General features: G+C 59.3%; 19 protein-coding genes and 2 pseudogenes. 17 read left to right on the forward strand and 4 right to left on the reverse strand.

The annotated features are described in order from the left end of the window. Positions 1-49: 49 nt before the first annotated feature. Positions 50-964: a LysR family transcriptional regulator gene (locus BLL42_RS18580; RefSeq protein WP_071555792.1), complete on the reverse strand. Its 915-nt coding sequence runs from the start codon at positions 962-964 to the stop codon at positions 50-52. Between the two features lie 245 nt (positions 965-1209). Between BLL42_RS18580 and BLL42_RS18585 the strand changes: the two genes are divergently transcribed. The 5 genes from BLL42_RS18585 (at position 1210) to BLL42_RS18605 (ending at position 7093) form a co-directional block, all read left to right on the forward strand. Then, positions 1210-2700, forward strand: a complete 1491-nt coding sequence (locus BLL42_RS18585) for an aldehyde dehydrogenase (protein ID WP_071553385.1) — start codon at positions 1210-1212, stop codon at positions 2698-2700. Between the two features lie 22 nt (positions 2701-2722). Continuing rightward, entirely contained in the window at positions 2723-4093 is a 1371-nt protein-coding gene (locus BLL42_RS18590; protein ID WP_071553386.1) for an aspartate aminotransferase family protein, read from the forward strand. A 376-nt stretch (positions 4094-4469) separates the two neighbouring features. Continuing rightward, complete coding sequence (locus BLL42_RS18595; protein ID WP_071553387.1) at positions 4470-5456, forward strand: ABC transporter substrate-binding protein; 987 nt, start codon at positions 4470-4472, stop codon at positions 5454-5456. Positions 5457-5465: 9 nt separating this feature from the next. Beyond that, a complete protein-coding gene (locus BLL42_RS18600) occupies positions 5466-6269 on the forward strand; it encodes an ABC transporter permease (RefSeq protein WP_071553388.1) in 804 nt (267 codons plus the stop codon). Then, positions 6257-7093 carry an ABC transporter ATP-binding protein gene (locus tag BLL42_RS18605; RefSeq protein ID WP_071553389.1) on the forward strand — a complete coding sequence of 279 codons (837 nt, stop codon included), beginning with the start codon at positions 6257-6259 and terminating at the stop codon, positions 7091-7093. Before BLL42_RS18600 ends, BLL42_RS18605 begins: the two co-directional genes overlap by 13 nt. A gap of 7 nt (positions 7094-7100) precedes the next feature. On the opposite strand, the gene BLL42_RS18610 is transcribed toward BLL42_RS18605, so the two are convergent. Further along, positions 7101-8420 (reverse strand): sensor histidine kinase, encoded by a 1320-nt coding sequence (locus tag BLL42_RS18610; protein ID WP_071553390.1) that lies wholly within the window; start codon positions 8418-8420, stop codon positions 7101-7103. Continuing rightward, positions 8405-9088 carry a response regulator transcription factor gene (locus BLL42_RS18615; RefSeq protein WP_071555793.1) on the reverse strand — a complete coding sequence of 228 codons (684 nt, stop codon included), beginning with the start codon at positions 9086-9088 and terminating at the stop codon, positions 8405-8407. The genes BLL42_RS18610 and BLL42_RS18615 overlap by 16 nt, the downstream gene beginning before the upstream one ends. Before the next feature lie 129 nt (positions 9089-9217). Between BLL42_RS18615 and BLL42_RS18620 the strand changes: the two genes are divergently transcribed. From BLL42_RS18620 to BLL42_RS18660, 9 genes and pseudogenes are all read left to right on the forward strand, one after another. After that, the gene (locus BLL42_RS18620; RefSeq protein ID WP_071553391.1) at positions 9218-9478 is read left to right on the forward strand and encodes a hypothetical protein; all 261 of its coding nucleotides are present in this window, start codon (positions 9218-9220) and stop codon (positions 9476-9478) included. A gap of 236 nt (positions 9479-9714) precedes the next feature. Beyond that, complete coding sequence (locus tag BLL42_RS18625; RefSeq protein WP_071553392.1) at positions 9715-10215, forward strand: methylated-DNA--[protein]-cysteine S-methyltransferase; 501 nt, start codon at positions 9715-9717, stop codon at positions 10213-10215. 197 nt (positions 10216-10412) lie between these two features. Next, entirely contained in the window at positions 10413-12560 is a 2148-nt protein-coding gene (egtB, locus tag BLL42_RS18630) for an ergothioneine biosynthesis protein EgtB (protein ID WP_071553393.1), read from the forward strand. Between the two features lie 120 nt (positions 12561-12680). Next, positions 12681-12941 carry a hypothetical protein gene (locus BLL42_RS18635; RefSeq protein WP_071553394.1) on the forward strand — a complete coding sequence of 87 codons (261 nt, stop codon included), beginning with the start codon at positions 12681-12683 and terminating at the stop codon, positions 12939-12941. After that, a pseudogene (locus BLL42_RS18640) lies at positions 12938-13471 on the forward strand (Fic/DOC family protein); the annotation flags it as partial. The gene BLL42_RS18635 and the pseudogene BLL42_RS18640, both read left to right, overlap by 4 nt. 196 nt (positions 13472-13667) lie before the next feature. After that, the gene (locus BLL42_RS18645) at positions 13668-14213 is read left to right on the forward strand and encodes a GNAT family N-acetyltransferase (protein WP_071553395.1); all 546 of its coding nucleotides are present in this window, start codon (positions 13668-13670) and stop codon (positions 14211-14213) included. Between the two features lie 487 nt (positions 14214-14700). Then, positions 14701-14997, forward strand: a pseudogene (locus BLL42_RS18650) (DUF6124 family protein); the annotation flags it as partial. A gap of 164 nt (positions 14998-15161) precedes the next feature. Next, a complete protein-coding gene (locus BLL42_RS18655; protein WP_071553396.1) occupies positions 15162-15806 on the forward strand; it encodes an MBL fold metallo-hydrolase in 645 nt (214 codons plus the stop codon). A 116-nt stretch (positions 15807-15922) separates the two neighbouring features. Continuing rightward, on the forward strand, positions 15923-16651 hold the full coding sequence (locus BLL42_RS18660; protein ID WP_071553397.1) for a YiaD family glycine zipper/OmpA-like lipoprotein: 729 nt from the start codon (positions 15923-15925) through the stop codon (positions 16649-16651). Positions 16652-16852: 201 nt separating this feature from the next. Here BLL42_RS18660 and BLL42_RS18665 read toward each other — a convergent pair whose 3' ends face one another. Next, on the reverse strand, positions 16853-17290 hold the full coding sequence (locus tag BLL42_RS18665; protein ID WP_071553398.1) for a Z-ring associated ZapG family protein: 438 nt from the start codon (positions 17288-17290) through the stop codon (positions 16853-16855). Positions 17291-17436: 146 nt separating this feature from the next. Here BLL42_RS18665 and BLL42_RS18670 point away from each other — a divergent pair, with 146 nt between their 5' ends. The 3 genes from BLL42_RS18670 to zapE all read left to right on the forward strand — a co-directional run bounded on the left by BLL42_RS18670 (position 17437) and on the right by zapE (position 20631). Next, complete coding sequence (locus tag BLL42_RS18670; protein ID WP_071553399.1) at positions 17437-18066, forward strand: alpha/beta hydrolase; 630 nt, start codon at positions 17437-17439, stop codon at positions 18064-18066. Between the two features lie 24 nt (positions 18067-18090). Beyond that, positions 18091-19446, forward strand: coding sequence for a tryptophan--tRNA ligase (locus BLL42_RS18675; RefSeq protein ID WP_071553400.1), 1356 nt, complete (start codon positions 18091-18093; stop codon positions 19444-19446). Positions 19447-19536: 90 nt separating this feature from the next. Further along, positions 19537-20631, forward strand: coding sequence for a cell division protein ZapE (gene zapE / locus BLL42_RS18680; protein WP_071553401.1), 1095 nt, complete (start codon positions 19537-19539; stop codon positions 20629-20631). Positions 20632-20767: the final 136 nt, after the last annotated feature.

The raw sequence follows: 20767 nt of genomic DNA on the forward strand, positions 1-20767 counted from the left end.
CGTTCCCACGCTCTGCGTGGGAATGCCTCAATGGACGCTCTGCGTCCGCTCATGGACGGCCCTTCGCGGTGAGCTGCTCCCGACAATAATCCGCAAATAACTGCGCCGGTTTGGTCAGTTGCCCGCGTTTGAGCCAGGCCGCCACCAACCCCGAACCGGTAACCTCCTCGACAATGTCCACGCACACCACTTTCTGCCCGTCATAGGTGCATTCCGAATGCGGCCGGGTGACCAGAATCGAAAAGCCGAAACCCTGGCCAACCATCCCGCGCACCATCTCGATCGACGGCGAGCTGAAGGCAATTCTGGGCGTCAATCCGAGTTCTTCAAACAAACTGACGAAGTAGGTTCGGCTCGGCTGCACGTCGAGCAGAATCATCGGTTCCAGGCACAGGTCACGCAGGGACACCTGCGCTTGCTGGGCAAAACGATGATCGGCCGGCAGCAGTGCGTAAGGCCGTTGCGCCGGCATCAGTGGCTCGGTTTCGATGGTGCCGTCCAGATCGTGCTCGTAAAGGATCGCCAGATCGAAAGCGCCCGAGGTCAAATTCTGCACCAGCTCTTGCTGCTCACCGTCGCGGATGCGGATTTCCACCCCCGGATACAACGCCGAGAACCCGGCAATCAATTGCGGCAGGTACAACGGCGCGACCGTTTCAAAGCAGCCGATATCGATCTGCCCGGACACCACGTCGTTGTCGGCCAGGGCGTTCTGTTCGAACTCCTTGGCCATGCGCAGCAGTTCCTGAGCCTTGCGGTAGAAGCGTGCGCCGCTGGGCGTCAGGGAAACGCCCTGGGCGTGGTGACGGATCAGCAACTGCACGCCAAAGCTGTTTTCCAGGCCCTTGATCGCCGTGGAAATCGACGGCTGGGCGATGTACAGCTTACGCGACGCCTCGGCGACGCTGCCGCATTCGACGGTGGTAATGAAGTACTTCAATTGACGCAGATTGTAGGCAGCCACAGCAAACCTCGGGGTGGATGGGTTCGATGCCAGTCTCGACAGCTGAACCCAAGCAATGTGCGTACCGCCCTTATCCACGTGGGCGACGGTATTGTTGTGTTTGAACAATAACCACATGGCACGCACGTGGGGAGCTTGGCTGCCCAGTTTTTTCATCGCTTGCGACCACATATTTACTATTTTTCCTCAGCGGCAGCCTGAGCCACCCTCCATTGCACAATAAAAAGTCCAAGGAGCATCTGAACGTGTTCGAGCTTGAATATTGGCAAGGCCAGGCCGCCGCGCTGCAGTTTCGTACGTTGGCGTTGATTGATGGCAAACAACAGCCGGCGCAATCCAGGCAGACCTTTGCCGCGATCAACCCGGCCACTGGCGCAGTTCTGGCCGAGGTGGCCGCGTGCGGCAATGAAGACGTCGATGCGGCGGTGATCAGTGCGCGACAGGCGTTTGAGTCTGGCGTCTGGTCGGCGCGTTCGCCCAGCGAGCGCAAACAGGTGCTGCTGCGTTTGGCCGAGCTGATCATGGCCAACCGCGAAGAGCTGGCGCTGCTCGACTCGCTGAACATGGGCAAACCGGTGATGGACGCCTACACCATCGATGTGCCGGGCGCCGCCGGGGTGTTTCGCTGGTACGCCGAAAGCCTCGACAAACTCTACGACCAGATCGCCCCGAGTGCGCAGAACGTGCTGGCGACCATCACCCGTGAAGCCCTCGGCGTGGTGGCTGCCGTGGTGCCGTGGAACTTCCCGTTGGACATGGCCGCGTGGAAACTGGCACCCGCGCTGGCCGCCGGCAATTCGGTGATCCTCAAACCGGCTGAGCAATCGCCGTTCTCCGCCTTGCGGCTGGGCGAGCTGGCGCTGGAAGCGGGTGTGCCGGCAGGCGTGCTGAACGTGCTGCCGGGCCTCGGTGAGCAAGCCGGCAAGGCCTTGGGTTTGCACCCGGATATCGATTGTCTGGTGTTCACCGGCTCGACCGAAGTCGGCAAATACTTCATGCAGTACTCGGCGCAGTCGAACCTCAAACAGGTGTGGCTGGAGTGCGGCGGCAAGAGCGCCAATCTGGTATTCGCCGATTGTCAGGACCTCGACCTGGCGGCGCAGAAAGCCGCGTTCGGGATCTTCTTCAATCAAGGCGAAGTCTGCTCGGCCAACTCGCGGTTGTTGGTGGAGCGCTCGATCCATGACGAGTTTGTCGAGCGCCTCAAGGTTCAGGTCGAGCGCTGGCAACCGGGTGACCCGCTGGACCCGTCGAGCACCGCCGGGGCGATTGTCGACCGACGTCAGACGGCACGAATCATGAAGTTCATCCAGCAGGCTGAACGCCAGGGCGCGAAGCGCGTGTGCGGCGGTCAGCGGTCTATTTTCAACGGCTCGGACAACTTCATTCAGCCGACGATTTTCACTGGCGTGAGTCCGGACATGCCGTTGTTTCGCGACGAAGTGTTCGGCCCGGTGTTGGCGGTCACCGCGTTCGATGATGAGGCCCACGCGCTACAACTGGCCAATGACAGCGTCTATGGTTTAGCCGCATCGCTGTGGACCGACGACCTCAATCGCGCCCACCGCGTGGCGCGGCAATTGCGCGCCGGGACGGTGTCGGTCAACAGTGTCGATGCGCTCGACGTCACGGTGCCTTTTGGCGGCGGCAAGCAGTCCGGTTTTGGCCGCGACCTGTCGCTGCACTCATTTGATAAATACACCCAGTTGAAAACCACCTGGTTTCAGCTGCGCTGACAATAAAAACGGAGAACTGGCGATGACTACCCCACGTGAAACCCGCGACTACCAGGCCGCCGATGCTGCGCACCACATCCACGCGTTCGTCGATCAGAAAGCCCTCAACGACGAAGGGCCACGGGTGATGGTCCGTGGCGACCGCCTGCATGTGTGGGACAACGACGGTCGGCGTTATCTGGATGGCATGTCCGGGCTGTGGTGCACCAACCTGGGTTACGGGCGCAAGGACCTGGCCGCCGCGGCGAGCCAGCAACTGGAGCAGTTGCCGTACTACAACCTGTTTTTCCACACCACCCACCCGCAGGTGATCGAGCTCTCCGAGCTGCTGTTCAGTCTGCTGCCGGGGCACTACAGCCACGCGATCTACACCAACTCCGGCTCCGAGGCCAACGAGGTGCTGATCCGCACGGTACGACGTTACTGGACGATCCTCGGCAAGCCCGAGAAGAAAGTCATGATCGGTCGTTGGAACGGTTACCACGGCTCGACCCTGGCCGCCGCGGCGCTGGGCGGGATGAAGTTCATGCACGAAATGGGCGGGATGATTCCGGACATCGCGCACATCGACGAGCCGTACTTTTTCGCCCACGAAGGCAACCTCACGCCGGCCGAGTTTGGTCTGCGGGCGGCACAGCAACTTGAAGAGAAGATTCTTGAGCTGGGAGCCGACAAGGTCGCCGGGTTCATCGCTGAACCGTTCCAGGGCGCTGGCGGGATGATTTTTCCACCAGAGAGTTACTGGCCGGAGATTCAGCGGATCTGCCGCAAGTACGATGTGCTGCTGTGCGCCGATGAAGTGATCGGCGGCTTCGGTCGCACCGGTGAATGGTTTGCCCACGAGCACTTCGGTTTCGAGCCTGACACCTTGTCCATCGCCAAGGGCCTGACTTCGGGCTACATCCCCATGGGCGGGCTGATTCTGTCGAAAAAAATGGCCCAGGTTTTAGTGGAGCAGGGCGGGGTGTTCGCCCACGGCCTGACCTATTCCGGGCACCCGGTGGCGGCAGCGGTGGCGATTGCCAACCTCAAGGCCTTGCGCGATGAAGGCGTGGTCACACGGGTCAAGGATGATATCGGACCGTACCTGCAAAAGTGCCTGCGCGAAGTGTTCGGCAATCACCCGTTGGTCGGTGATATTCAGGGCGTGGGCATGGTCGCGGCGTTGCAGTTGGCCGAGGACAAAACCAGCCGTAAACGCTTTGCCAACGAGAACGACATCGCCTGGCGCTGCCGCACCTTGGGCTTCGAAGAAGGGGTGATCATTCGCTCGACGCTGGGCCGGATGATCATGGCCCCGGCGTTGATTGCCACGCGTGAAGAAGTGGATGAACTGGTCGGCAAAACCTTGCGTGCGCTGGATCGTACGGCGCAGGAATACGGCCGGCTCTGATCTGACTTGATGGTGGTGTGATCCCGAAAAGATTGCAGCCTGCGGCAGCTCCTACAGGATGTAAGTCGATCCAATGTAGGCGCTGCCGCAGGCTGCGATCTTTTGATGTTTAAAGACCATTTCCCATCACTGCACCCACCTCGGGCATCCCCGTCCATGGCGCCCTTTTGCAGTGCGCGCTACCGAGGTTTTTCTTCATTCGCGGCGACATATTTCCTCGTTTTCCTATGGCCTTCGTTGGGCCAACATCAACCTCGCCAGTCAGCCGAACGCTGACCACCTCAAGGTCCATTCAGAGACCGCACGTTGTCCCTGTTCGAGGCCGCTGGCCGTACTGCCCAAGACAAAACTAAATCAACAGCTGTGGGAGTGCTCCATGATCAAGTCCTTGCTAACCCGTTTCGCTCAACCCCTCGCGATCACCGCCATCGCTGCCGGGGTCGCCACCAGCGCCCAGGCCGGCACCCTGTCCATCGGCCACACCACGTGGGTCGGTTACGGCACCCTCTACCTCGCCCAGGACCTGGGCTACTTCAAGGAGAACGGCCTGACCGTCGAATTGCCGGTGGTGGAAGAAGCCTCGATGTACATGGCCGCCCAGGCCTCGGGTCAGTTGTCCGGCTCGGCCTCGACCATCGATGAGGTGCTCAAGTATCGCCCGCAGTTCTGTTTCAAAGCGGTAGCGGCTCTGGATGACAGCCATGGTGGCGACGGTGTGTTGGTGGGCAAGGACGTCAAGAGCCTGCAAGAGCTCAAAGGCAAAGCGGTCGCGGTGAACGAAGGTTCGACTTCGCAGTTCTGGCTCTCGTACCTGCTGAAAAAGAACGGCATGAAAATGAGCGACATCACCGTGCAGAACATGACCGCCGACGATGCCGCCACCGCGTTCATCGCCGGTCGTGTGCCGGCCGCCGTGACCTGGGAACCCCATCTGTCGATGGTCCGTGACAAGAAACAAGGCAAAGTGCTGATCGACAGCAGCACCACCCCCGGCGTGATCGTCGACGTGGTGGCGCTCAACTGCTCGGTCATCGAGAAGCAACCGGAAGACGTCAAAGCGTTGGTCGCCGGTTTGTACAAAGCGGTGAAATACACCCAGGAACATCCGGACGAGGCTTACGCGATCATGGCCAAAGGCGTCGGCGGTTACCTTGCCGATCCGAAGGAACTGGCCGCTGCCGCCAAAGGCGTGCGCTTCTACGATCAGGCCATGAGCGAAAAGCTCCTCGGCTCACCGGGCAAACCGGGTGACAGCGCAGCGCTGATCAAACTCGCCAACGAAACCGCCAGCGAACTGCAAGGCAAACGGTATAACGTCAGCCACGATGAACTGGTCGACAACCGTTTCGTCAGCCCGCTGTAGGAGGTGGCCATGTTCAAGCGAAATTCATGGTTGAGCCGCTGCATCACGCCCAAGACCGGCTTGCCGGTCAAGGTGATCTGGAGCGCCAGCGGCCTGGCCTGGGTGCTGCTGGTCGGCCTCTGGGCCGGGTTGTCCTACGGCGGCGTGGTGCCGGGCATGTTCCTGCCGACACCCGGCGCGGTGCTCGATGCCGCCGTGCGCCTGGCGCGCGACGGCACACTCGGGGTCCACGTTTGGGCGAGCCTGGAAGTGGTGATGGTCGGCTTCATCGTCTCGTCGCTGGTGGCGGTGCCGTTGGGGCTGCTGATGGGCAGCTTCCGCATCGTCCAGGCGTTCCTCGAACCGATGGTCAACTTCATTCGCTACCTGCCGGTGACCTCCTTTGTGCCGCTGTTCATCCTGTGGATCGGCATCGGTCTTGAGCAGCGGGTATCGGTGATCATCTTCGGCGTGTTCTTCCAGCAGTTGGTGATGATTGCGGATGTCTCCAAAGGCATCTCCAAGGACCTGATCAACGCCTCCTACACCCTGGGCTCCAAGCGCCGCGACGCGGTGCTGCATGTGATCGCCCCGGCGTCGTTGCCGGGTGTGCTCGACACCTTGCGCGTCACCATGGGCTGGGCCTGGACGTACCTGGTGGTCGCCGAACTGGTGGCCGCTTCCAGTGGCCTCGGCTATCTGAGCCTCAAAGCCATGCGCGGCTTTCAGGTGGATGTGATCTTTCTGGCGATCGCGATCATCGGCCTGCTGGGCCTGGTCACCGATCAACTGTTCCGTTTCCTTCGACTGAGGATCGCCGCATGGGCTCAGTAACCGCCGCCAATCATCGCTTCGCCGCACCCACTGTAGCGCCGGTGCATGCCGCCCCACGGTTGCAAGTGGACAAGGTCAGCCTGCGTTACCAAAAGCCTGACGGCGGGATCTTCACCGCACTGGAAAAGGTCTCGTTCGACGTGCCGGACCAGCAGTTCGCCGTGCTGGTCGGGCCTTCGGGCTGCGGCAAATCCAGCCTGCTGTACCTGACGGCGGGCCTGGCCGAACCTACGGAAGGGGAAATCTACGTCGGCGGCCAGCACGTTGAAGGCCCCGGCGCGGATCGCGGCATGGTCTTTCAGAGCTACACGCTGTTCCCCTGGCTGACCGTGCGGCAAAACGTCGAGTTCGGCCTCAAGCGTCGCGGCATGCCGGCGGCCCAGCGCAAGGAAATCGTCGACTACTACGTCAATGAAGTCGGCCTGACCGGCTTCGCCGACAACTACGCCAAGCAACTCTCCGGCGGCATGATGCAGCGCGTGGCCATCGCCCGCGCCTTGGCCAACGACCCGCAAATCCTGCTGATGGACGAACCCTTCGGCGCCCTCGACAGCCAGACCCGCCTGCAAATGCAGCAACTGCTGCTAAGGGTCTGGGGCAACAGCAAGAAGACCGTGCTGTTCGTCACCCACGACATCGACGAAGCGATCCTGCTCGGTGACCGGGTCTACGTCATGGGCGCGAGACCTGGGCGGATCAAACAGATTCTCGACGTGCCGATCGAGCGCCCACGGACTTTGGATATGGTCATGGAACGCTCGTTCATCGAGATGAAGCGCGAGATCTTCGGGTTGCTGCACGATGAGTTGGAGGAGGCGCACTGACGGAGGTTCAGGCGTCCTTCGCTTCCGGGAGTTGTTGCGGTGCCTGAGCTGAAAATTTCAGGGTGACCGTGAAGCGATTCTTTTCGGGCACGACCTCGATGTGCCAGCCCAGTTTTGCGCAGAGCTGGCGCATCAGTTCGAGCCCGAGGCCGTAGCCGAAATCGGCAGACTCCTGATTCTGCCGGGTGTCGCGTATCCGGTTGACGATGCGCAGTTGCAGGTGTTCGAAGGTGATTTCGACGCTGCCATCGTCGGCGTATTGCAGGGCGTTGCGCAGAAAGTTACCAACAACGATGCGGCACGCAGTCAGGGGTAGCCGACACGGCTCGTCGCTGATATGCAGGATCAGTTCGATGTCTCGTTTGCCGATCAGGTAGCGGTGTTCCTGGATCAGTTCACTGAGTAACTGGCGCATGTCGAGCGCTTCTTCCGGCAGCGCTTGCGGGCTCTCGCGGCTCATCCACAACAAGGTTTCGGCAATCCGCTGCATGTTCAGCACCGAACGCTCGATCCGCTGCAAGGGCGGCGGCAGTTCGCCGCCGGACTGCACGGCGAGCAATTCGACGTTGGCCTTGACCACCGCCAGCGGCGTACGCAGTTCATGGCTGGTGTAGCGCAGCAGGCGCTCTTCACGCAGGCTCGCGGCTTTGACCTGTTGCACGCTGTGGGCCAGCGAATCGGCCAGCACATTGAATTCGCGAAAGATGAAATGCGGTCGGCCATTGGGCGCCGCGCCGACGCTTTCCAGGGTGGTCGACCATTGCGTCAGCCGACCGAGCGGCCGGACCACCCACCACACCAGCAGGGCGATAATGAACAGCGCGGGAATAAACACCGCCAGACCGATCATGCTGATCATCGACAACTCATGTTCCAGATAGGCATCGGACAACGGCGTCTCGATCACGCCGCCTTCTTCATGGTCGTGATCGGTTTCGTAGATATACAGCGTCTTACCGTCGCTCAACGGGTGGATCAGGATGGCCGTGCCGTCATCTTCGTCGTCGGAGTCGATGTCACCGAAGAACTGCACGGCCCCGAACACCATGCTCGGCGTGGTGTCGAGCAGGTCGCGGATGTTTTTCGGCAGCGCCTCTTTGCCGATAGCACTGCTGACGAAGTAATTATCGGGCAGCGGGCTCGTCGGGTTCCGCTGGTAATGCCGGGCGAAGTATTGCGCTTCCTCTTCCATCATGGCGCTGGCGGTAAACAGAAACCCGCGCATGGTGTAAACCGGTAGCAGCCGGTTGTAGATGATCAGCACCACGGCAATGATCAACAGCAGACAGCCACTGATCACCCACTTCAGGCTCAGGCCTTTGCGCATGTGCCCCCCAACTGAACGCCAATGCCCGGCAAGGTGTGGATCAGTGCGGTTTCGAAATCTTTGTCGACGGCCTTGCGCAGGCGGTGCATGTGCACCTTGAGCGTGTTGCTGTCCGGCAGTTCGTCACCCCAGATCGCCGCTTCCAGACGCTCGCGATTGACCGGAGCGGGGCTGGCGCGCATCAGGCATTCGAGCAACGTCCAGCCGGTCGGTGACAGGTGCAGTTCCTGGCTGTTGCGACTGACCTTGCGGGTTGAAAGATCCATGATCAGGTCCGCGACTTGCAGCCGACTGGCCTGGCCACTGCGGCGCAGGCTCAGGGCGCGAATCCGTGCAACCAGTTCCGGCAACTCGAAAGGCTTGACCAGATAATCGTCGGCCCCGACCGAGAAACTGGCCAGTTTGTCGGCCAAGGCATCCAGCGAGGTGAGCATCAGGATCGGCGTCTGATTGCCGTGCTCGCGCAGCTTTTTGCACACCTGCTGGCCGTCCAGGCGCGGCAGCATGATGTCCAGCAAGATCACGTCATAGTGCTGAGCGAGCGCCAGGTTCAAACCCATTTGCCCATCGCTGGCGTGGTCGCAGACGATCCCGGTGATTTCCAGGTACTCGATGACAGTGTTCGCCAGGTCGATGTTGTCTTCGACCAACAGCAGATGAATATGCACGCACAGACCCACGGTTTTTCACTAATGGGGCAGAGGATAGCGGAGTTGCCTTTCTTCGCGTCAATGTTCACCTGACGTTAACCCGCTGCTCCTTATCGTGACGAGTTGATTCAACAACAGGACGTCGACATGCAACCCGCCCGCTCGGAAAAGGAAAGCGACCATTACACCGCACAGTTCGTTCTTTGCTTGCTGCTGGTGCTGAGCATTGCCGTTGGTATGGGCCTCTACATCTCCAAACTGAATGCCTGGATCAACAAGGAAAAAGCCGATTCGGCACCCCACTCGCTTGAGTGCGGCAAAGGGCAGGGCGTCTTCATCATCGACCCAAGCGGCAAACGCCGTGATTGCAATTTTGTTGAAGAGGCCGAGGACGCTGAAGATCAATAGCGGGCAGTGCAAATTCGCAGGAGCTGCCGCAGGCTGCGATCTTTTAGGGCAACCAACACTTAACTGACAGGCATCAGGCCGTGCGGGTCGCATCAGCCTGCGAAATTCAATCGCAAGAAACGTAGTTCTTGCGTTTGAACACACAATTACTCTGAATACGTCCTCTGACACAGATGAACGATCGCCTTCAACGTCCAACGACGTCTGAAGCCCCCGTCGGATCAAGGAGTCAACCCATGTCGTACGTATTCAAACGGATGAAATCCCCCGTCGGCACCCTCACCCTGGTCGCCAAAGGCAGCAAACTCTGCGCCATCCTCTGGGAAAACGAAAAGCTCGACCGGGTTCGTATCGGCCCGTTGCAGGAAGATATCCACAACCCCGTGTTGCTGGAAGCCGAGCGCCAACTCAATGAGTACTTTGCAGGGGAGCGTGTCTGTTTTGAGCTGGAACTTGATTTTGCCGGGACAGAGTTTCAGCAAAGGGTCTGGCAGGCGCTGCTGACGATTCCGTTTGGGGAGACCCGGAGTTATAGCCAGATTGCGGTGCAGATTGGGAATCCGAAAGCGGTTCGGGCGGTGGGGGCGGCGAATGGGAAGAATCCGCTCTCGATTGTTGCACCGTGCCATCGGGTGATTGGGGCTTCGGGGAGTTTGACCGGGTTTGCGGGTGGACTCGCGGCCAAGCAGTTGCTGCTCACACTGGAAGGTAAAGAGACGCTGCAACTTGAGTTTTGATGGACTGCCGCCCACTCGGTAAATCCACCCAATGGGCAATATGGCAGTGACGCTATAGTTACCCGACATTCGGATTGAACATTACGCTCGCACCGAACATCAAACTCATGGGAAGAACGTACGAAGCCCTGCCTCCTCTGGAAATACCAGAGAGTCGACAGACCAGCGGAACGACGATTCACCGGAGAGAAAACCTGATGACCAGCACCTTAAGCGAGCTACGCGACCTCTCCGCCAGTAGCGCGCTTCTCAAACGCTACCAAACGATTCGCAGCCGGACAGAGAGCCTGATTGCACCGCTCAGCCCTGAGGACATGGTCGTCCAGTCAATGCCTGATGCCAGCCCCGCCAAGTGGCACATGGCGCACACCACCTGGTTTTTCGAAACGTTTCTGCTGGCCGAAAACGTCGTCGACTACCACCCGTTCGATCCGGCGTTCGGTTACCTGTTCAACTCCTATTACGAAGCCATAGGCCCCCGTCATCCCCGGCCACAACGCGGGTTGATGACACGTCCGACCGTGGACAAGGTGCTGGACTACCGCCAGCATGTTGATAAACACATGCGTACCTTGCTGGAGTCGGCGTTGCCCGACGGCACCGCCGAATTGATCGAGCTGGGTCTGGCCCATGAGGAACAGCATCAAGAGCTGTTGCTGATGGACATCCTGCATTTGTTCAGCACCTCCTCGCTCAAGCCAGCCTATGACCTGCGCTGGCCCAAAGACCTCTCCGGGCGTCGCGGCCAGTTCAAGCCGCTCAAGGGCGGGCTGACCGAAATGGGTCACAAGGGCAACGGTTTCGCCTTCGACAACGAAGGCCCAAGACACACCACTTACCTGCAATCCTTCGAGATCAGCGACCGCCTGGTGACTAACGGTGAATGGCTGGCCTTCATGGCGGACGGCGGCTACAGCAAAGCCAGCCTATGGCTGTCAGACGGCTGGGCGGCAGTGCAGCAAAACGGCTGGAACGCCCCGCTCTATTGGCAGCACGACGACCAGGGCTGGCGGCAGATGACGTTGCGCGGTCTGGAAGCCATCGACCCGACGGCTCCGGTGATCAGCATCAGCTATTACGAAGCCGCTGCGTTTGCCCAATGGGCCGATGCACGCTTGCCCACCGAAGCCGAGTGGGAAGCCGCCGCTGAGGCCGGTCAGCTGGAACAAGTCGATAACGTGGCCTGGCAGTGGACACAAAGTGCGTACAACGCCTACCCGGGATTCCGTCCGGCGGACAGCGCGGTGGGCGAATACAACGGCAAGTTCATGATCAACGTGATGGTTTTGCGCGGCGGTGCCAGCATCACCTCCCCAGGCCATACCCGCTTGAGCTATCGCAATTTTTTCGGCCCGGACAAGCGATGGATGTTCTCCGGTTTGCGTCTGGCCCGAGATGCGCGTCAGCCGGGTGCGGTGAACAACCACGACAGTGAATTTGGTCGTGATGTCATCGGCGGCTTGTCGGCCCCGGTGAAAAACCTGTCGCCCAAATACTTCTACGATGCTGCGGGCTCCGAGCTGTTCGAGGATATTTGCGAGACGGTCGAGTACTATCCGACGCGTGCCGAAACCGGCCTGCTGACCCGGGTTTCGCAACAGATTGCCGAGGTGATTCCAGAGGGCGCGGCGCTGGTGGAATTCGGCAGCGGCGTCAGCGAGAAAACCCGCCTGCTGCTCGACGCCGCGCCACAGATTGCGCTGTACGTGCCCATCGACATCAGCGCCACTGCGCTGAAGAAGGCAGCCGCGCTGCTGAAAAAGCACTACAAGCAATTGAAGGTCGCGCCGCTGATCGATGATTTCAGCCGCGCGCTGCAATTGCCGGCCGAAGCTGCCGGGCACCCCTGCGTAGGGTTCTTCCCCGGTTCGACCATCGGCAACTTCACCCATGATCAAGCCGTGAAGTTCCTGCGTTCGGCCCACGCGTTATTGGGTGATGAGGCCCACTTCATTGTTGGCGTGGACCTGGTCAAGGACGCCGACATCCTGATCGCTGCTTACGACGACGCCGAAGGAGTGACCGCGCGGTTCAACAAGAACCTGCTGATCCGCATCAACCGTGAATTGGAGGGTGACTTCAACATCGAGGCCTTCGACCATCTGGCGTTGTGGAACGACACCGATGAGCGCATGGAGATGCATCTGGTGAGCCGTCGCGAACAAGTGGTCAAGGTCGCCGGACACACCTTCCACTTCAGCGACGGCGAACGTTTGCATACCGAGAACTCACACAAATTCACCGTCGAATCCTTCACCCAACTGGCAGCGCGTGGCGGCTGGTCGGTGAGCGGTTACTGGGTGAGCGAGACGCCGCAGGTGGCGTTGTTCAGTTTGAAGGCGTGATTTTCGTGGGGTCGACACTGCCTGAGCGTCATGTTCTTTCCAGTGATCTTGACCTATCAGCCCGTGGAGACACCCAGTCAGCGCCATGCTATGGTTTGATCGTAAATAGAGGGCTTTCCGATGACCCAAACAGCCGCTGTCAGTGTTGCAAGTCAAGTCCGCAGGCTTGCTAAAGCCCACAAGGTCACTGCTGAACCTGACCGCATGAGCCGTATGGCCGTGACCATTACCTGTCTGGCTGGCGATGTCGTCGAGCTGGATGGCGTCGAACAGTTGCTGGTCAATCTCAAGAGGAAAGGCGTTCTGAGCAAGTCTGAGATCCTGGCGCTCCAAGGACGCTACCTTCAGGAGAAGAGGCTTTCCAAGAAACGCAGCGCATGAGTTTTGATCCGTTCGGCGATTTCGAAACTGCTGGATATCTTCAAAACTCGCTACAGCTGAAAGATCCCACTGAAGTAAAAGAGTCAGAGCATCTTTCGTTCGAATTGAGTATCGAAGATGCTCTTGCCTATTTGGCTAAAAAGAAGTCCATCGACTACAAGACAGTGATCAACGTTCACGAGATCCTATTCTCTGACTTCTATCACTGGGCCGGAAAAGATCGGGACGAGCTTGTACCTCACCTGGCAGTCTTCAAGGGCTCACACGATGATCCCCGTAGCACCGTCTTCGAGCGCCCGGACTTCATCAAGATGTCTGTCGACTATGCACTTGAACTGGCAGCTGACAAGAAGCGTTTCAGAGACCACCCTGGCGAGGTGATGGGCCAGCTGGCTTTCGCACATCCCTTCCTCGACGGCAACGGGCGCACGCTTCTATTAGTCTTCATGGAGCTCTGCTATCGGGCGAAGTTCGCCATCGGCTGGTCAAAGACAAGCAAGGACGACTACCTGCGGGCACTCAGCGACGAGTGACGCTAGCAACTGTGCTTAATGGGTTTCTCAGGGGTAGGCCACGGTTTGCTAAACCCATAATTGTGGTCTGTCCCCGTATTGCACCCGCTTGCGATGGCTCCATCAATAACAGTCGCATTGGATCTTTTCTCGATGATCTGCTGCTCTAGACTGGCTCCATTCCCACAACTCACCTGGAAAGGAACCCATTCTTGTGCGCGACTTCGACTTCCAACCCGTTTTGTGTGGGAGCACGCTGAGGCTCAGACCTCTAGCCGAAAGTGATTTTGAAGGCATGTTTCTGGCGGCCAGTGATCCGCGCATCTGGGCCGACCATCCCGCCAGTGACCGCTATGAGCGCCAGGTATTTGAAGCGTACTTCGCCTCTCGATTGGCCACCGGCAAAGCGCTCGCAGTCATCGATATCGACTCGGGGCAGATTGTGGGTACGTCGAGCTACTACACGCCGCCTGACCTGCCGGAGAGTATCGCCATCGGGTATACCTTTTTGGTGCGGGCGAAATGGGGTGGCGATACCAATCGCGAGCTGAAGCGACTGATGGTGGAACATGCATTCAAGGCGTACGACACCGTATATTTCCACATCGCGCCTTCGAACATTCGCTCACAAAAAGCCGCCATGAAGATCGGCGCGGTGCACTTGTATGACGCTGAGCTGAAACTGTCCACTGCGCCTGCCTCGTGCAAGTGTTACGGACTTACCAGGGCACAATGGGCTGCGTCGCAACAAAGCGCCTGAAACGGGGGCGCCATAGATGTCCACTACGAAAAATCCGGAACCACGCTCACGTCGCGAACCGAATTTGTAGAGACATGAAGGTCTGTTATTGGCTGTTTCCTGCCTGTCGCGACTAGTTGGAAACGACCCAACATGGGTAGTTCGATCAGTCCTAGGAGGCGGCTACAAAAATCCCACTCTCGGGAGATTTTTCCGACAGCACTTCAAGGTTGCCGGGTGGGACGGTGTGTGGATAACCTCCGGGTGTCGCTGCCAATTCAGCGGCCGGGTTTAGCGACCCGAACAGGTATAGGTGCTACAGCACCCCAAAACTTTGTTGCAGGTGTTTTTTTATGCCCGCAATATCGCGTCTTGGCGGCTGTGCGTGGGAGACCTTCGGGTCTGCCGGGCTCCTATACCCCCGGTTCGCTAACCTGCGTACGGTCGCCACCTTTACTTGTTTAGCGACGAGTCACGGTGGTTCCAACTCAGGTATAGGAGATTCACCATGCACAAGGTCACTCCAAATCCACCAGAAACCCCAAGCACTTCCCCTTACGCCTCCACCGATTCAAACAAACTCCACGACGCTGCCGAGCGGGCGTTGGATCATTACCTCAAGCCGCCGTTTGTTCAGGCGCCGCTTTCCGATAAACGTCCGTCCAATATTTTTACGGTGATTCCTGATCTCGACAACGAGACGCTGTTGGCGCATGCCTCGGAAACGTTGGCGTCGTTGAATGTGATGGCCAGTGATTTGGCGTTTGAGCTGGAGGGCACGCGTCGGCATGTGGCGTTGGCGATGGGTGGGGGTGCGACAAGATCAAGATCAAAAGATCGCAGCCTGCGGCAGCTCCTACGCGGGTGGTTGCGGTGGCAGGGGTGGGTTGATCGTTTTGTAACAGGATCGCAATCGGCGGGACAGGTGGGCTGTGCCAGAATAGGCGATCCATTTTTTCAGGAACGCCCATGGACGCTGCCAAACCCGCTCTGATCCGCGAAACCTTTCCCGTTGGGCCGTTGCAGTGCAACTGCACGATCATCGGTGATCCGATCACCAGGAAGGCCATCGTTGTCGATCCGGGTGGCAATCATGAGTTGATTCTGGCGCGGCTCGAGGCGTTGGGGTTGAAGGTGGTGAGCATCATTCATACGCACGCGCACCTGGATCACTTTCTGGCCTCGGGTCAGTTGAAGGAGAAAACCGGCGCGACGTTGCACCTGCATAAAGAGGATCAGTTCCTTTGGGACAATCTGGAGATGCAGTGCCAGATGTTCGGTGTGCCGTACACGCCGGTGCCGTCGCCGGATCGTTGGTTGGCCGATGATGAAGCGCTGGCCTGCGGCTGTGGCGTAGCGTTGCACACGCCGGGTCATACGCCGGGTTCCATGAGCTTTTGGTTTTCCGAGGCTAAGCTGCTGATTGCCGGTGACACGCTGTTTCGTCGCGGGGTAGGGCGTACGGATTTGTGGGGCGGTGATCAGGCGACCATCGTGCGTTCGATCAAGCAGCGTCTGTACACCCTCGATGAAGAGGCGACGGTAATAACCGGACATGGTCCCGATACCCGTCTGGGCGACGAAATGCGTGAAAATCCTTTTGTGCGGGCCTGATTTTCCGGGCTGCGGAACGAGCTGATGGAATTTTTGCCGCAGGTCGTGTTCCAACGCCCGCAAGGGTCTATTGCCAACGTCCGTTGCACCACAGAATGTAAAAGTAGGAGCTCTCCATGTTCACCTCGAGTCGTTTGATTATTGTCGCTACTGCCGTGGCCATGCTGGCTGGCTGTGCCAACCAGAACCCGTATGACAATCAGGGTCAGGCCGACAGCGGCTCCACGGGCATGAGCAAAACCGCCAAATACGGCGGCCTCGGCGCCTTGGCCGGTGCGGTGGCGGGTGCTGCCATTGACCACAACAACCGTGGCAAGGGCGCGCTGATTGGCGCTGCTATCGGTGGTGCTTCCGCTGCCGGTTACGGCTACTACGCCGACCAGCAGGAAAAGAAACTGCGCGCCAGCATGGCCAACACCGGGGTTGAAGTGCAGCGTCAGGGCGATCAGATCAAGCTGATCATGCCGGGCAACATCACGTTCGGCACCGATTCGGCGAATATCGCCCCAAGCTTCTACCAGCCGCTGAACAACCTGGCCGGTTCGCTTAAAGAGTTCAGCCAGAACCAGATTGAAATCGTTGGCTACACTGACAGCACCGGCAGCCGTCAGCACAACATGGACCTGTCCCAGCGTCGTGCTCAAAGCGTGGCAACCTACCTGACGTCGCAAGGTGTCGGCGGTGCCAACCTGTCGGCGCGTGGTGCCGGTCCGGATAACCCGATTGCCAGCAACGGTGATGTCAATGGCCGGGCGCAGAACCGTCGTGTAGAGGTCAACCTCAAGCCGATTCCAGGTCAGCAGTATGGCCAGCCGGGTCAGCAACAAGGTCAGCAGTACCAGTAACACGCCTGACTGAACCCCAGGTGTAAAAAGCCCGCCCGATTCTCAGCAGATCGGGCGGGTTTTTTTGTCGCTGATAAATCTGGTTTGAAGCGTGACGCAGCGCGTCACCGGATGCATTCCTTTGCTGCGCGTGGGAACGATCAACAAAAAAGCCCTCGGACATCACCTGTCCGAGGGCTTTTCAGGTTGAGCGAAACCTGATTACTTCTTCAGGCCGTAATGCTCGTCGAGCATGCCAGGGGAGTTTGGCATTTTCGGCGCGTAATCGCGTGGCGGCTCCTGATTGCGCGGCGGCGTCAGGCGTTCCCGTGGGGCTTGCACGGCGACATCGGCGTGCAGGGCGGCCAGCAGGCGTTGGCGAGTCTGTTCGTCCAGGGCCAGGCGGTTGGCACCCTCGGCGAGGTGGTCTTGCACTTCCTGATAGCTCTGAGTGAGCTTCTTGACCAGCGATGCGGTGCTGTTGAAGTGGGTGACCACTTCATTCTGATAGCTGTCAAAACGTTCCTGAATGTCATCCAGCTGACGTTGCGTGCTGCTAGGCGCGGCATTCGGCAGAAGGCGGGCAATCAGGAATCCAATGGCGACACCGGCAACCAGGGCAAGAGTCGGCAACAACCAAACTAAGAGCGAGTGTTCCACGAGTCCTTCCTCTATAAACGGCTTTGCTTTACGTTAACGGCTCGGACCTGCGCTGTATACCGCGACGAGATCGCAATCATGCCAGGCACAGACTTTTAGCTAGACGAGTCGACCCTTCGAGAGGTCACGGAGTTCCTTCCTTGCTTATGCGTGAAACCCCTGTATTGATTGATGGCCCGGTGGGCCAACTGGAAGCCTTGTACCTGGACTCCCCCGAGCCACGTGGCCTGGCGCTGATCTGCCACCCCAACCCGGTGCAGGGCGGCACCATGCTCAATAAAGTCGTTTCGACCTTGCAGCGCACGGCTCGCGACGCCGGTTTGATCACATTACGTTTCAATTACCGTGGCGTCGGCGCCAGCGCCGGCACTCATGACATGGGCACCGGCGAAGTCGATGACGCACAAGCCGTGGCTGAATGGTTTCGTGCCAAACACCCTGATTTGCCCATGACCCTGTTCGGTTTCTCCTTCGGTGGTTTCGTTGCCGCCAGCCTCGGCGGACGTCTGGAAGCCAAGGGCGAGCAGCTCAAACATGTGTTTATGGTTGCGCCGGCCGTGATGCGTCTGGGCGATCAGGATCAACTGCCGCAGCACGGTGAACTGACGCTGATCCAGCCAGAATCCGACGAAGTCATCGATCCGCAGCTGGTTTACGATTGGTCTGACGCCCTCGATCGCCCCCATGAGCTGCTGAAAGTGGCAGAATGCGGACACTTTTTTCACGGCAAGCTGACCGATCTCAAGGATCTGATCCTGCCGCGCCTTTCGAATTGATTGCAGTCTGATAAGCGATTACCCATGACTACTCGTACGCGCATCCTCACCGGTATCACCACCACCGGCACTCCGCACCTGGGCAACTACGCCGGCGCGATCCGTCCGGCGATCCTCGCCAGCCGCGACAGCAATGCCGATTCGTTCTACTTCCTGGCCGACTACCACGCCCTGATCAAGTGCGATGACCCGCTGCGCATCCAGCGCTCGCGTCTGGAAATCGCCGCGACCTGGCTGGCCGGTGGTCTGGATGTGGATCGGGTAACGTTCTATCGCCAGTCCGACATCCCGGAAATCCCTGAGCTGACCTGGCTGCTGACCTGCGTTGCCGCCAAAGGCCTGCTGAACCGTGCGCACGCCTACAAGGCGTCGGTGGACAAGAACGTCGAAACCGGTGAAGACCCGGATGCCGGCATCACCATGGGCTTGTACAGCTACCCGGTGCTGATGGCCGCGGACATTTTGATGTTCAACGCACACAAGGTGCCGGTCGGTCGCGATCAGATCCAGCACGTGGAAATGGCCCGCGACATCGGTCAGCGCTTCAATCACCTGTTTGGTCAAGGCAAAGAATTCTTCACCATGCCGGAGGCGCTGATCGAAGAAAGCGTCGCCACGCTGCCGGGCCTCGATGGCCGGAAGATGTCGAAAAGCTACGACAACACCATTCCGTTGTTCTCCAGCGCCAAAGAGATGAAGGACGCGATTTCGCGGATCGTCACCGACTCCCGCGCGCCGGGCGAAGCCAAAGATCCGGACAATTCGCACCTGTTCACCCTGTTCCAGGCCTTCGCCACTCCGGCGCAGTCCGCCGAGTTCCGCAGCGAACTGTTGCAGGGCCTGGGTTGGGGCGAGGCGAAGAGTCGTCTGTTCCAACTGCTTGACAGCGAGTTGGGCGAGTCCCGCGAGCGTTACTACCAACTGATCGAGCGCCCGGCAGACCTCGAAGACCTTTTGCAGCACGGTGCCGCAAAGGCTCGCGCCGTGGCCACGCCGTTCCTCAACGAGCTGCGTGAAGCGGTCGGCCTGCGTTCGTTTGTCAATCAGACGCAAGTGGCGGCCACTCCCAAGAAGAAAGCCGCGAAAGCCGCACGTTTCGTCAGCTTCCGTGAAGATGACGGCAGCTTCCGTTTCCGTCTGCTGGCCGCTGATAGCGAGCAACTGCTGCTGTCGCGCCACTTTGCTGACGGCAAAACCGCAGGCCAGGTGACCAAACAACTGCAATCCGGCCAGGCGCTGGACGTTCGCAGTGAAGACCTGAGCTTCAGCGTCTGGCTCGAAGGCGAGTGTGTCGCCGACAGCCCGGCGTTCGCTGACAGCACGGCGCGGGATGTTGCCATCGACACCCTGCGGGTTGCGCTGACGCCTGTTCAGGACTAATCAACGGCGCGGCCCGACCAAGGGCTGATTGCCATTCTCAAGGGCCGTCGCTACAGTGTCGGCCCGTTTTTGTTGCCTTGCTAACGAATTATGACGCCCCTAGAACGATATCAAGCTGATCTGAAACGCCCGGAATTCTTCCATGACGCCGCACAGGAAACTGCCGTGCGTCATTTGCAGCGCCTGTACGACGATCTGGTCGCGGCCTCGCAGAGCAAGCCGGGCCTGTTCGGCAAACTGTTTGGCAAGAAAGACCAGGCGCCGGTCAAGGGCCTTTACTTCTGGGGCGGCGTAGGTCGCGGCAAGACTTACCTGGTCGACACCTTCTTTGAAGCGCTGCCGTTCAAGGAAAAGGTCCGCACTCACTTCCACCGCTTCATGAAGCGCGTGCACGAAGAGATGAAGACCCTCGGTGGCGAGAAAAACCCGCTGACCATCATCGCCAAGCGTTTCTCCGACGAAGCGCGGGTGATCTGTTTCGATGAGTTCTTCGTGTCCGATATCACCGACGCGATGATCCTCGGCACCTTGATGGAAGAGCTGTTCAAGAACGGCGTGACCCTGGTTGCAACCTCGAACATCGTGCCGGACGGTCTGTACAAGGATGGTCTGCAACGTGCGCGTTTCCTGCCAGCCATCGCGCTGATCAAGCAGAACACTGACATCGTCAACGTCGACAGCGGCGTCGACTACCGTCTGCGTCATCTTGAGCAAGCCGAACTGTTCCATTTCCCGCTCGACGAAGCGTCCCACGAGAGCCTGCGCAAAAGCTTCCGCGCACTCACGCCGGAATGCACGCAAGCGCTGGAAAACGATGTGCTGATCATCGAGAACCGTGAGATTCGTGCCCTGCGTACGTGCGACGACGTGGCCTGGTTCGACTTCCGCGAACTGTGCGACGGCCCGCGTAGCCAGAACGACTACATCGAACTCGGCAAGATCTTCCACGCCGTGTTGCTCAGCGGTGTGGAGCAGATGAGCGTCACCACCGACGACATCGCCCGACGTTTTATCAACATGGTCGACGAGTTCTACGACCGTAACGTCAAGCTGATCATTTCCGCCGAAGTCGAGCTCAAAGACCTCTACACCGGCGGTCGCCTGAACTTCGAGTTCCAGCGCACCCTCAGCCGTCTGCTGGAAATGCAGTCCCACGAGTTCCTGTCGCGGGCGCACAAGCCGTAACGTGGCTTCGTTCTAGCTCCCGTAGCAGCTGCGGAGGCTGCGAGGCTGCGTTCGAGGACGAAGTCCTCGCAAATCCTGTGTACGCGGTTTGCCTGGAAGAACGCGTTGTTTGATTCAGCGACCGCTTCGCGGCCGA

Origin of the sequence: Pseudomonas frederiksbergensis (assembly GCF_001874645.1) — a bacterium.
Classification (GTDB): domain Bacteria; phylum Pseudomonadota; class Gammaproteobacteria; order Pseudomonadales; family Pseudomonadaceae; genus Aquipseudomonas; species Aquipseudomonas frederiksbergensis_B.

Excerpts from the sequence above, each read along its gene's own strand:
- BLL42_RS18590 (WP_071553386.1), top strand. The coding sequence starts at position 2,723 with ATGACTACCCCACGTGAAACCCGCGACTACCAGGCCGCCGATGCTGCG.
- BLL42_RS18595 (WP_071553387.1), top strand. The coding sequence starts at position 4,470 with ATGATCAAGTCCTTGCTAACCCGTTTCGCTCAACCCCTCGCGATCACC.
- BLL42_RS18600 (WP_071553388.1), top strand. The coding sequence starts at position 5,466 with ATGTTCAAGCGAAATTCATGGTTGAGCCGCTGCATCACGCCCAAGACC.
- BLL42_RS18605 (WP_071553389.1), top strand. The coding sequence starts at position 6,257 with ATGGGCTCAGTAACCGCCGCCAATCATCGCTTCGCCGCACCCACTGTA.
- BLL42_RS18610 (WP_071553390.1), bottom strand. The coding sequence starts at position 8,420 with ATGCGCAAAGGCCTGAGCCTGAAGTGGGTGATCAGTGGCTGTCTGCTG.
- BLL42_RS18620 (WP_071553391.1), top strand. The coding sequence starts at position 9,218 with ATGCAACCCGCCCGCTCGGAAAAGGAAAGCGACCATTACACCGCACAG.
- BLL42_RS18625 (WP_071553392.1), top strand. The coding sequence starts at position 9,715 with ATGTCGTACGTATTCAAACGGATGAAATCCCCCGTCGGCACCCTCACC.
- egtB (WP_071553393.1), top strand. The coding sequence starts at position 10,413 with ATGACCAGCACCTTAAGCGAGCTACGCGACCTCTCCGCCAGTAGCGCG.
- BLL42_RS18635 (WP_071553394.1), top strand. The coding sequence starts at position 12,681 with ATGACCCAAACAGCCGCTGTCAGTGTTGCAAGTCAAGTCCGCAGGCTT.
- BLL42_RS18655 (WP_071553396.1), top strand. The coding sequence starts at position 15,162 with ATGGACGCTGCCAAACCCGCTCTGATCCGCGAAACCTTTCCCGTTGGG.
- BLL42_RS18660 (WP_071553397.1), top strand. The coding sequence starts at position 15,923 with ATGTTCACCTCGAGTCGTTTGATTATTGTCGCTACTGCCGTGGCCATG.
- BLL42_RS18670 (WP_071553399.1), top strand. The coding sequence starts at position 17,437 with ATGCGTGAAACCCCTGTATTGATTGATGGCCCGGTGGGCCAACTGGAA.
- BLL42_RS18675 (WP_071553400.1), top strand. The coding sequence starts at position 18,091 with ATGACTACTCGTACGCGCATCCTCACCGGTATCACCACCACCGGCACT.
- zapE (WP_071553401.1), top strand. The coding sequence starts at position 19,537 with ATGACGCCCCTAGAACGATATCAAGCTGATCTGAAACGCCCGGAATTC.